This is a genomic window from Streptomyces oryzae (genome assembly GCF_017676365.1).
Classification (GTDB): domain Bacteria; phylum Actinomycetota; class Actinomycetes; order Streptomycetales; family Streptomycetaceae; genus Streptomyces; species Streptomyces oryzae.
In genome coordinates this window covers 1-11,406 of sequence record NZ_JADKMA010000230.1, presented here as the reverse complement: position 1 = coordinate 11,406, position 11,406 = coordinate 1, and the positions used below count along the sequence as shown (strand labels likewise).

General features: G+C 70.6%; 7 protein-coding genes, 1 tRNA gene and 1 riboswitch. Of the genes, 4 read left to right on the top strand and 4 right to left on the bottom strand.

What is annotated here, in order from left to right; all coding sequences use genetic code 11:
- The first annotated feature begins 72 nt into the window (after nt 1-72).
- A riboswitch (cobalamin riboswitch) is annotated at nt 73-195 on the top strand.
- 36 nt (nt 196-231) lie between these two features.
- Together cobN and ITI46_RS30330 are read left to right on the top strand one after the other, a co-directional pair.
- Complete coding sequence (gene cobN, locus ITI46_RS30335; protein ID WP_209243134.1) at nt 232-3,984, top strand: cobaltochelatase subunit CobN; 3,753 nt, start codon at nt 232-234, stop codon at nt 3,982-3,984.
- A gap of 105 nt (nt 3,985-4,089) precedes the next feature.
- The gene (locus ITI46_RS30330) at nt 4,090-5,010 is read left to right on the top strand and encodes a family 16 glycosylhydrolase (RefSeq protein WP_209243133.1); all 921 of its coding nucleotides are present in this window, start codon (nt 4,090-4,092) and stop codon (nt 5,008-5,010) included.
- A gap of 92 nt (nt 5,011-5,102) precedes the next feature.
- On the opposite strand, the gene ITI46_RS30325 is transcribed toward ITI46_RS30330, so the two are convergent.
- Nucleotides 5,103-5,759, bottom strand: a complete 657-nt coding sequence (locus ITI46_RS30325; protein ID WP_307808386.1) for a histone deacetylase — start codon at nt 5,757-5,759, stop codon at nt 5,103-5,105.
- A 121-nt stretch (nt 5,760-5,880) separates the two neighbouring features.
- On the opposite strand from ITI46_RS30325, the gene ITI46_RS30320 reads away from it, so the two are divergent.
- The gene (locus tag ITI46_RS30320) at nt 5,881-8,061 is read left to right on the top strand and encodes a nuclease-related domain-containing DEAD/DEAH box helicase (RefSeq protein ID WP_209243132.1); all 2,181 of its coding nucleotides are present in this window, start codon (nt 5,881-5,883) and stop codon (nt 8,059-8,061) included.
- A gap of 288 nt (nt 8,062-8,349) precedes the next feature.
- Entirely contained in the window at nt 8,350-8,523 is a 174-nt protein-coding gene (locus ITI46_RS30315; protein ID WP_209243131.1) for a hypothetical protein, read from the top strand.
- A 79-nt stretch (nt 8,524-8,602) separates the two neighbouring features.
- On the opposite strand, the gene ITI46_RS30310 is transcribed toward ITI46_RS30315, so the two are convergent.
- From ITI46_RS30310 to ITI46_RS30300, 3 genes are all read right to left on the bottom strand, one after another.
- Nucleotides 8,603-9,418 (bottom strand): MBL fold metallo-hydrolase, encoded by an 816-nt coding sequence (locus ITI46_RS30310; RefSeq protein ID WP_209243130.1) that lies wholly within the window; start codon nt 9,416-9,418, stop codon nt 8,603-8,605.
- Nucleotides 9,419-9,693: 275 nt separating this feature from the next.
- Nucleotides 9,694-10,641, bottom strand: a complete 948-nt coding sequence (locus tag ITI46_RS30305) for a hypothetical protein (RefSeq protein ID WP_209243129.1) — start codon at nt 10,639-10,641, stop codon at nt 9,694-9,696.
- Between the two features lie 593 nt (nt 10,642-11,234).
- A tRNA-Pro gene (locus tag ITI46_RS30300) sits at nt 11,235-11,308 on the bottom strand.
- Nucleotides 11,309-11,406 lie beyond the last annotated feature (98 nt).

The following is an 11,406-nucleotide window of genomic DNA, read 5'->3' as shown; positions in this document are numbered from 1 at the left end:
GGGAACAAACGGGCGGACTGCCCCCGTCGCCACGCGCCCCGTACGATGCAGGAGGCGGGCCGGCCGGCCCGCCCTCATCGCCAGCGACGGCGACATGGGAGGAAGCCCGGTGTGAATCCGGCGCGGTCCCGCCACTGTGAGCCCGGTGTCCCCACGCCGGGTGAGCCAGGAACTCCCGCCGTCTTGAGACCGCCCGGGGCGCGGACACCCCGAGGAAGGGCCCACCGCAGCATGCCGATTCTTCTCCTGTCGACATCCGACACGGACCTCCTCAGCGCCCGCGCGGCGAACGCGGCACAGGGCGACAGCGGCTCCGCCGCCCCCACCTACCGCTACGCCAACCCCAGCCGTATCCCGGAGGAGGCTCTCGCCGGGGAACTCGACGCCCTCCTCGACGGCGTCGAGCTCGTCGTCGTACGGCTCCTCGGCGGCATCCGTGCCTGGGAGCAGGGCATCGAACGGCTCCGCGCGACGGACCTGCCGCTCGTCGTGCTGACCGGTGAGCAGGCGCCGGACGCCCAGCTGATGGCCGCGTCGACGGTCCCGATCGGCGTGGCGGCCGAGGCGCACGCCTACCTCGCGCACGGCGGCCCCGCGAACCTCGTCCAGCTGGCGCGCTTCCTCTCCGACACGGTGCTGCTCACCGGGCACGGTTTCGAACCCCCGGCCCCGGCACCGTCGTGGGGGCACCTGGACCGGGAGCCCTCGCCGAAGGCGCCCGCGGCGGAAGCGGCCCCTGCGGCGGAAGCGACCCCCACCGTCGCCGTCCTCTACTACCGCGCGCACCACATGAGCGGCAACACCGCGTTCGCCGCCGCGCTGTGCGAGGCCATCGAGGCGGCGGGCGGCAGGGCGCTGCCCCTGTACGTGGCCTCGCTGCGCACACCGGAACCGGAACTCGTCGAGGAGCTGCGCGCCGCCGATGTCATCGTGACGACGGTGCTGGCGGCGGGCGGGGCCGGCGGCGCCAAGCCCGCCGACGCGGGTGCGGGCGGCGACGACGAGGCGTGGGACGCGGGCGCGCTCACCACGCTGGACGTACCGATCATCCAGGCGCTCTGCCTGACCGCACCCCGCTCCGACTGGGAGCAGAACGACGAGGGCGTCTCCCCGCTGGACGCGGCGAGCCAGATCGCCGTACCGGAGTTCGACGGGCGGCTGATCACCGTTCCGTTCTCCTTCAAGGAGATCGACGCCGACGGCCTGCCGTCGTACGTGGCCGACCCGGAGCGCGCGGCGCGCGTGGCGGGCATCGCCGTACGGCACGCGCGGCTGCGCCGTATCCCGGCGGCGGAGAAGCGGCTGGCGCTCGTACTGTCGGCGTACCCGACCAAGCACTCGCGGATCGGCAACGCGGTCGGCCTGGACACCCCGGCCAGCGCGGTGGCGCTGCTGCAGCGACTCCGGGCCGAGGGCTACGACTTCGGCGACAGCCCCATCCCCGGTCTCGAATCCGTCACCCCCCAAGCCGGTGACGATTCCGAAGGGGACGCCGACACCGGCGACCACACCGGCGACGACACCGGCGCCCACACCGGCGACCCCCTCATTCGCGCCCTCATCGAAGCCGGCGGCCACGACCAGGACTGGCTCACCGAGGAGCAACTGGCCAAGAACCCGGTACGCATCCCGGCGGCCGACTACCGGCGCTGGTTCGCCACCCTGCCCGCCGAGCTCCGCGAAGCGGTGGAGGAGCACTGGGGCCCGCCCCCGGGCGAGATGTTCGTGGACCGTACGCACAACCCGGACGGCGACATCGTCCTGGCGGCGCTGCGCCACGGCAATCTGCTCATCCTCATCCAGCCGCCGCGCGGCTTCGGCGAGAACCCCATCGCCATCTACCACGACCCGGACCTGCCGCCGTCGCACCACTATCTGGCCGCGTACCGCTGGATCGCCGCGCCCCAGGACGAGGGGGGCTTCGGCGCGGACGCGATGATCCACCTGGGCAAGCACGGCAACCTGGAGTGGCTGCCCGGCAAGAACGCGGGCCTGTCGGCCGCCTGCGCCCCGGACGCCGCGCTGGGCGATCTGCCGCTGGTCTACCCGTTCCTGGTCAACGACCCCGGCGAGGGCACCCAGGCCAAGCGCCGGGTGCACGCCACGCTCGTGGACCACCTGGTGCCGCCGATGGCCCGCGCCGACTCCTACGGCGACATCGCGCGCCTGGAACAACTCCTGGACGAGTACGCGCAGATCAGCGCCATGGACCCGGCCAAGCTGCCGGCGATCAGGGCCCAGATCTGGACGCTGATCCAGGCGGCGCGGCTCGACCACGACCTCGGTCTGGAAGAGCGTCCCGACGACGACGGGTTCGACGACTTCCTGCTGCACGTGGACGGCTGGCTGTGCGAGGTCAAGGACGCGCAGATCCGCGACGGCCTGCACGTACTGGGCACGGCACCGGCGGGCGAGGACCGCGTCAACCTGGTCCTCGCGATCCTGCGCGCCCGCCAGATCTGGGGCGGTACGAACACCCTGCCGGGCCTGCGCGAGGCCCTCGGCCTGGACGAGTCGGCGGCCACCCGCGCCACCGCGGACGAGGCGGAGGCCACGGCACGCGCCCTGGTCGAGGCGATGGAGGCGGCGGACTGGGACCCGCAGGCGATCGCCCGTATCGCCGAAGGCCACCCGCAGCAGGTCGCCGACATCCTCGGCTTCGCGGCCCGCGAGGTCGTCCCGCGGCTGGCGGCCACCACCGCCGAGCTGGACCACACGGTGCACGCCCTGGCCGGCGGCTTCGTACCGGCGGGCCCGTCCGGGTCCCCGCTGCGCGGCCTGGTCAACGTGCTCCCGACAGGGCGCAACTTCTACTCCGTGGACCCCAAGGCCGTCCCCTCCCGCCTCGCGTGGGAGACGGGCCAGGCCCTCGCCGACTCCCTCCTGGAGCGCTACCGCGCCGACAACGGGGGATGGCCCACCTCGGTCGGGCTCTCCCTGTGGGGCACCAGCGCCATGCGCACCGCGGGCGACGACATCGCCGAGGCCCTCGCGCTGCTGGGCGTCCGCCCGGTGTGGGACGACGCGTCGCGCCGGGTGACGGGCCTGGAGCCGGTCCCCGCGCAGGAGCTGGGCCGCCCGCGTATCGACGTCACGCTCCGCATCTCGGGCTTCTTCCGTGACGCGTTCCCGCACGCGGTGGCGCTGCTGGACGACGCGGTGCGGCTGGCCGCCTCCCTGGACGAGCCGGACGAGAGCAACTTCGTACGCGCTCACACCCGGCAGGACCTGCGCGAACACGGCGACGAACGGCGGGCCACCACCCGTATCTTCGGCTCCCGCCCCGGCACCTACGGCGCGGGCCTCCTCCAGCTGATCGACTCCCGCGACTGGCGCACCGACGCCGACCTCGCCGAGGTCTACACCGTCTGGGGCGGCTACGCCTACGGCCGCGACCTCGACGGCCGCCCGGCGCGGGACGAGATGGAGACGGCGTACAAGAGGATCGCCGTGGCCGCGAAGAACACCGACACCCGCGAACACGACATCGCGGACTCCGACGACTACTTCCAGTACCACGGCGGCATGGTCGCCACCGTGCGCGCGCTGCGGGGCACCGCGCCCGAGGCGTACATCGGCGACTCCACCCGCCCCGAGACGGTGCGCACCCGCACCCTCGTGGAGGAGACCTCCCGCGTCTTCCGCGCCCGCGTCGTCAACCCCAAGTGGATCGAGGCGATGCGCCGCCACGGCTACAAGGGCGCCTTCGAGCTGGCCGCGACGGTCGACTACCTCTTCGGCTACGACGCCACCACCGGCGTGGTGGCCGACTGGATGTACGACAAGCTCACCGAGACCTACGTACTGGACGAGACCAACCGCGCCTTCCTCCAGGAGTCCAACCCCTGGGCGCTGCACGGGATCGCGGAACGCCTGCTGGAGGCCGAGTCGCGCGGCATGTGGTCCAAGCCCGACCCGGCCACGCTGGATGCGCTGCGGCAGATCTATCTGGAGACGGAAGGCGAGCTGGAACAGGACGAGTGAGCCGAGCCCGCAAGCCCCTCAATGCCTCAACTTCCTTTGTCCGCAAGCGAGTTACTTCTGAGAAAGGCGTGCACGCGAGGGGCGGCAGGTGCATACTCTCCGGCCATGAAACGGAATCTGGGGCTTAAGGCCGGTCTCAAGGCCGGCACCGCGCTGGCGGCTGCCTTCGCCTGCATATGGATGGTGGCGGGGCCGGCGCCGGCCGGGGAGACGGCCGCCGAGGACGCCTGCGGGATGACGGACAACACCATGCCGACGGGCGACTGCGGTGACTTCCACCAGGTGTTCGCGGAGAACTTCAACGGCGACACCGTGCCGGTCGGCTCGTTCTCCGACTGCGACCACAACGTCGACACGGCCGCCGCCTACTGCGGCGGCCTCAGCGGCGAGTACCGCGCCAACTGGTGGGCGTATCCGCGAGGGTGGTACGACACCGCCAACCCGAAGAACCACAGCAACGGCAACGACCGCACCATGGGCGGCGAGTACCGCGCCGACAAGACGGTGTCCGTCTCCCCCTCCGGCTACGACGGCACCGGCACCATGAAGGTCGACATGTACCGGCCGCAGACCGGCGAGGACAACTACGTGGCCACCGTGGTGCCGCGGAAGTGCATGGACCGCGCGTACGGGAAGTACACCGAGCGGTTCAAGGTGACCCGCATGGACCCGGGCTTCAAGGCGGCGCACCTCTTCTACGAGGACCCGCACGAAATGGACTTCCCCGAGGCCGGCGGCAACTTCAACGACGACACCATCTCCGCGTTCACGCACCCGAGCGAGGAGAACGTCGACACCGGCGCCTCCTGGACCACACCGCACACCACGTCGATCGAGTGGACGCCGGGCAAGGTCAAGTACTTCCTGGACGGCAAGCTGGTCAAGACCGCCACCCGTGACATCGCGTCCGGCAAGATGGACTGGGCCCTGCAGAACGAGTCCGCCCTCTCCGGCGCGTACGCCGCACGGGGCGCCCATGCGGCGATCGAAACCACGTGGGTGACCTGCTACTCGTACGCGGGCTGACGGGGTACGTCTCCATTGCTGTCTGCTGCGCTTGGGCAGTCTGCGCCAGGGGCGCAGGGTGGGCAAGCGCAGCACCCCTTGCGGGTCACGCTCTAGCCGCCGACCAACTCCAAGATCTCCGCCGCCGACCACGTCCGCGCCGCCCTGGCCAGATACCTGGCCACCGTCTCCGCGGACCAACCGCCCGCCTCCAGCAACCCGGACGCCAAATAACGCAGATACGCCCCGGCGGGAGCCACATACGCCACCTCGTCGAGCCGCCACGCAGCGGTGAACGTCAGCACCGGGTGCCCGTCCAGTTCCCCGGCGCACACCAGCGTCTCGTACCGCCCCTCACCCAGCTCGGCCCGCCCGTGCGCCAGCACGGAGGTCAGGTCCAGATCCTCCCCTGGCTCCCGGTACATCTCCTGGGCCGCGAGGTCGGAGAACTGCCCCGGCGTCACCAGATGCGCCACCGCGAGGGCGCGCCCCTCCGCGGCCGGATCGTAGAACGCCCTCCCACCACCCCACACCGGCGACGTGGTCGCGAAGTACACCGCGCCGGGCAACTCGACCGGCACCGACTCCGCCGGCATCGTCCCGTCCCGGCAACCCGGATACCACCGCGCCGCCCCCTCGGGCTGCCCTCCGCAGACGTAGGCCCGCAACCGCTCCCGGTGCATGTTCGACCCGTATGCGGCGTACCAGATCAACTGCGGCCGCCCCGCCGCCCAGGCGGCTCCGCTCCGTACGACCCGTGGCACACCCACCTCCGCACCTCCATACGACTTCCGGCCCTCATGCACCGTCCGTGCGCCCTGCCGTGCCCATTGCTGACCGTTCTATGATCGCTACTCCGTGTCGAGAGGCCGTGTTGCGAGGGGGCGTGGTATGGCGGCTGGCGGATCGGCGTCACGGAGGGCGCAGGAGGCACGGCGGCAGGAGCGGCTGCTGAGACAGCAGTGGCAGGCGGCCCGACGGCAGGCGCAGCGCTGGGAGGCGGCCAGCGAGGGCGAACAGTGCGTCGCCGCAAAGCTGTTGTTCCTGACCGCGCGGGGCTGGCGGCTACTGGTCGACCGCAGATGGCCCGGGACCCGTGCGGGCAACGTGGACATGCTGCTGATCGGTCCCGGCGGTGTCTTCGTCCTCGACGTCAAGAACTGGCGCGCCGCGCCGGAGACCGCGAACGGCAAGCTGTGTGCGGCCGGAGAGCCGCGCGACGAGCATGTGACCAAGCTGCTGGCCGTGACGAAGGCCGCCGAGGGCGCGGTGGCGTCGTTGGGCATGTCCCCGGTGGCGGTCCAGCCCTTCATGGTCTTCGCGGGCCACGGCGTCGATGCCCGGTTGGGGCGGGTCCGCCTGCTGGGGGAGCGCGAGGTCGCCCCGGCGCTGCTGAGGGAACGCTGCCGACTGCGGCCCGAGTCGGTGCGCGCCATCGCCGATCACCTGGACCGGGTCTTCCCGGAGTACGAGGGCTCGTCCGTCGCACAGGACGACTGGGGCACAGGCGAACGGGGCCCGGGAGAACGGGACCAGGGCAAACAAAACCCCGGTGAACGGGACATGGGCGGCGCAGGGGCTTCACGTGCCGCAGGGACCGCAGCGGTTGCCGAACCGCCGCCCGACGACGGCCTCTTCGACCTCGACGGCCTGCGCGAGGCCGCCCTTGAGGAGGCGCTGCGTGCGCCCATAGAGCAGTGGATGACGTTCCTCCACCCCGACCAAGTCGCCCTGGTACGGCGCAACTGGGCGGGCCCGGCCCGGATCAGCGGCCCGGCCGGAACCGGCAAAACCGTCGTCGGCCTGCACCGTACGGCCCGGCTGGCGCAGCGCACCACGGGCCGGGTGCTGTACGTCACCTTCGCCAACAACCTGCCGCGGGTGCAGGCGACGTTCCTGCGGACCATGTCCCCGGCGGTCGCCGACCGGGTCGACTTCCGCAGCCTGCACTCCTTCGCCCGGGAATTCCTGCACGAGCATGGCGTTCCCGTCCGGCTGCACCGGGAAAAGGCCCTCACCGCCTTCAACCGTGCCTGGTCACGCGTCGGCCGCGGGAGCTGCCTGACGGAGATCGACCCGTCCGACCGGTACTGGAAGGAGGAGATCGACCACGTCATCAAGGGCCGCGGGATCACCTCCTTCGAGGAGTACGCCAACGTGCCCCGTCGCCGCCGCCGCGCCGCCCTGCGCCGACCGCACCGGGAGGCCGTATGGCGGCTGTACGAAGCGTACGAGTCGCTCCGCACCGAACGCGGCGTCCACGACTTCAACGATGTACTCTCCCTCGCCCTGGCGGAGGCCCGCCGCCGCGGCGGACAGCACCCGTACGCGGCCGTGGTCGTGGACGAGGTCCAGGATCTGACCCTGGTCGGAGTGCGGCTGCTGCACACTCTCGTCGGCGATGTCCCCAACGGGCTGCTGCTGGTCGGCGACGGCCAGCAGGCCGTCTACCCGGGCGGGTTCCGGCTGACCGACGCCGGCATCGACATCCGGGGCGACCGCAGTCAGGTACTGCGCACCAACTACCGCAACAGCAAGGAGATCCTGGAGGCGGCGCTCGCGGTCGTCGCCGACGACACCTTCGAGGACATCGACGGGCTGCGCACCCCGGGCCGCCGCGATGTCGACCTGACATACCACGACGGCCAAGTCATCCGGGTCTGCAAGCCGACCCCGGCCGGACACGACCAGGCACTCCTGGAAGCGCTGCGCGCCCTGTCCCCTTCGGCCCGCGCTGACGCGGCTGTCCTGTGCCCCTCCCTCCGGGCGATCGGCCACTATCAGCGGCTCCTCGAAGGCGCGGGCATCCCGGTCTGCCTGCTGGACCAGTACGACGGTCACCCCGTCGAAGCAGTCAAGCTCGGCAGCTACCTACGCGCCAAGGGCCTCGAGTTCAAACGCGTCTACCTGCCCGAACACGATGCCGCCGTCACCCGGCCACCCACCACCCGTCCACCCCGTCCACCCCGTCCCGAGACCGCGGACGAACGCGATGCCCTGGCCCGCAGCCGGCTCTTCGTCGCCATGACCCGCGCCCGCGACCTGCTGTGGCTGGGCCGCGTGCACAGCTGACCCGGCTGCCCCGGAACAGGGCCGACAGCACCCGGACAACGTCACAGGCGTGCACGTCGACCAGCTGTTCTCGTTCCTCGACGGCGCCCCGGGCCACTCGGAGGGACCGACCGAGCAGGAGACGGGCCTGCTGGAGTTCCTTCAGCCCTTCAACGCCGAGATGTCGGCATACGCCGAACTGCAGGCCACCAAGCCACAGAACCTCACCCACGCCCTCGCCGACTCCCCGGCCGACCAACTGGACCGCCACACCGAACACCCCACCGAACCGACAACCGCCCCGTCGGCTTGGCCGACTTCGCCTACGACTTCCGCCCGATCCGCAAGTTCGCCGACCGCGACCACAAAAACATCGCTTCCTGGACCGAATTCGGCCGCGGCAGCCACTGGTCCTCCCACGACGTCCCCGACCTGGTCCTCACCAGCCTCCGCGACTTCTTCCGCACCGTGCGCCAAGACTGACCCCAGCACCTCAGGGCACCCGCCACGGCCTCGGGCCTGGCTGATGGTGCGGTTCGGCACCCGGGCCGCACGGTCGGGGTCAGGTGAACCAGCGGCGTCCTTGCCCGGCGAGGACGCGGCCGAACTGGAGCTCGGGGAAGTGCGCACCGGCGCCGAGGGTCACTCCGTCTTCGAGCTCCCGGAACAGCCGTTCGCGGACCTGCTGCGCCAGCGCCGGGTCGACGTCACCGATCGATTGCCAGGCCGGCTCGTCGAGCTGGACCGGACAGACGATCGCGTCACCGAGCAGCAGGGCGCGGCGGCCTTGGGAGGAGACGATGACACTGAGGTGTCCGGGCGTGTGCCCCGGCGTCATGGTCAGGGTGACGCCGGGCGCGACGGTGGTGTCACGCTCGACGGGCCGGAGGGGCGCCGGATCGCCGCGCTCGGCGGCAGCGCGGAAGCCGTGCCGGATGTGATCGAACATCCACACATCGGGGTCCACCACGAAATGGTCCCAGTCGCGCGCGCCGAACCAGATCGCTGCCCGGCCGAAGACGGGACGGGCGTCCTGATCGAAGAGCCAGCCGCAGTGGTCGGCGTGGAGGTGCGTGCACACGACATCGGTGATATCCGGCGGGGTGATGCCGACGGCCCGCAAACCGAGAAGAAGTTGGCCCCCGACAAGGAGCCTGCGACGCCCGTCGTCACGCATCCGCGGACCCATCCCCGCATCGACCAGGACGGTCCGGCCCCCGGTCCGCACTAGGAAGCACCCGATGGGCAGGAACGCGAGTCCGTCGCTCCCGAACAGATCCTCATGCCCCTCAGCAAAGGCATGATCGCCGAAGTACGCGGGCGAGGCGCGAAAGGTCCCGTCGGCGATGGGATGGATGTCGATGTCACCGATGAGCATGGCTTTCCTCGCTGACGACGAAGGGGGCGCCTTGGGAACCCTAAGCCGTCACCGGCGGCACGGCCCACGGCAAAGGGGCATGGCTTCCGTTCCGCTACAGGGCGCACGGTAGTCGAGGGAGCCGGCCAAGCGGGTCGGGCGTCCTTCCCTGACCAGGGGCGCGCTCCGTCCGGACCCCGCGATCAGGTACGGAGGCTCGTTCGCCGCACCTGCAGCGAATAGGACGTCCCTGCGAAGCTGCTCTCCAGCCGACGCTGGTGGCGAAGCCCCGGCCTCTACAAGCCGGGGAAGACGCCCAGAAAGTCACGGACTCGCCGCCAGCCGACGGCGATCACGGCAGCCGCAAGGGCGCCACCTGCGAGGAACCAGCCGGCCAGCTCGTCACGCACACCGAGACCGGGCAGAACATGGTCCAGTACTGCTGCAGCGACCAGGGCCGCGACGATGCCACGCACGATGACGAACGAATCGTTGATCGCGCGGCTGCGCATCGAGACAGCTGTTGTGTTCGCAAGCGCGCTCTCCGGGAGCAGCACCGTGACCTGACCACGGGCGTGCTGCTCGCCGATCGTCGTCAGCATCTTCGCCAGATCATCCAAAGCCTTCTTCGGCGCTTCTCCATGAAGCCCCTCAAGCGCATCGTGGAGTGCCCCGATGACGCGGGCAGCATGCCGGCGACCTGCCGCACGGCTGGATGACCGGCGAGGCATGCCACCTCGCCGCAGGTGAGACCGCCAGATGCTCCACTCGACGGCCCGGCACAGCGTCTCCACGTGACGAATCCGGTCGACGAAATCGGCAGCACCAGCCTTCTTGGCATCTGCACACCGCCGAACCGCCGCACAGGTGCGCTGCGTCAACCAGTACTTGCGAAGCGCCCCCTTGTGCGCGGTGCGCCACATCACCCAACTGGCAACAGTCACAATTCCCACCTCAGCCAGCACAGCGAAGAAGGGATCACGCCCCGGAGCACCATCGTCGGGCACCTTCCCCCACTGAAGGAGGACGTACGAAGCAACCGACTCCGCACGGCCGAGCCCATAGCCCTGGGCAATGCTGCCGGTCACCCAGGCCACCAACGGCACGGTGGTCACCGTGACAACCATGCTCGCGATTGGGGCGACCAACCCGCGAGTCAGCATGTAGTCCCAGGGCAAGCTCATTGCACGCTGCGCTCGGACGGTTTCTGGAAGCGCGTCCCTGGTGATGCCGAAGTACTCCATGGAACGCCACAGGTTCCGGGTCTCCTTGTCGAACCTGCGGTCGCTGACGCGGACTCGCCAGGTCCGGATTCTGCGCCGACCCCTGCGGACGCGCAGACGAAACCTCACCCAGGGCCGGTGACGCGCCTGACGACGACCCTGGGCCGCTCCACCTCTCGCCCGTGCTGTAGCCATGCACGCGATGATGCAGACCACCACTGACAACAGCGCTTGCACCAGCGGGATTTGCACGGCCACCGAACGAAGATCCGCCTGTCGATGCTGGCCGTCCCCAGGCGAGAGGTCGCCCACGTTACCTGCGACGTGGGCCACGCCAGAGTGCCGCCAACCGCAAGTTGCGCCTCGGCCTGTTGCCGCCCTGGCCTGATCGGGGCCTCGACGGGACAGCGGACCCCGAGGCACGTGCGGCGGCTGTCACACGGGGGAGTCGCGAATGTGCGGTCCGAAATGCTCCTGCCCTGCGGTCTGGAGCAGGCCCCCAGCAGCCACCCGCTGGGAGAAACTGACCAAGATTTTCTCCCAACCTGCCCCCGAAACGGGTCAGGGGCCCGACCCGCAATGCGGATCAGGCCCCTGACCTGGTGTTTCCTCTGTCGGGGTGGCGGGATTTGAACCCACGACCTCTTCGTCCCGAACGAAGCGCGCTGCCAAGCTGCGCTACACCCCGAAGCAACGACGACTACTTTAGCCCAGGGGAGCGCTGAGGCGAAATCGGGTTTCGAGGGGGTCAGTCGTGGCGGGGGGTGAGGGTGAGGAGGGTGGCTT

What these genes read in the sequence shown, in the direction of transcription:
- cobN (WP_209243134.1), top strand. Translation starts at nt 232, where the DNA reads ATGCCGATTCTTCTCCTGTCGACATCCGACACGGACCTCCTCAGCGCC.
- ITI46_RS30310 (WP_209243130.1), bottom strand. Translation starts at nt 9,418, where the DNA reads ATGCTCATCGGTGACATCGACATCCATCCCATCGCCGACGGGACCTTT.
- ITI46_RS30305 (WP_209243129.1), bottom strand. Translation starts at nt 10,641, where the DNA reads ATGGAGTACTTCGGCATCACCAGGGACGCGCTTCCAGAAACCGTCCGA.
- ITI46_RS30330 (WP_209243133.1), top strand. Translation starts at nt 4,090, where the DNA reads ATGAAACGGAATCTGGGGCTTAAGGCCGGTCTCAAGGCCGGCACCGCG.
- ITI46_RS30320 (WP_209243132.1), top strand. Translation starts at nt 5,881, where the DNA reads ATGGCGGCTGGCGGATCGGCGTCACGGAGGGCGCAGGAGGCACGGCGG.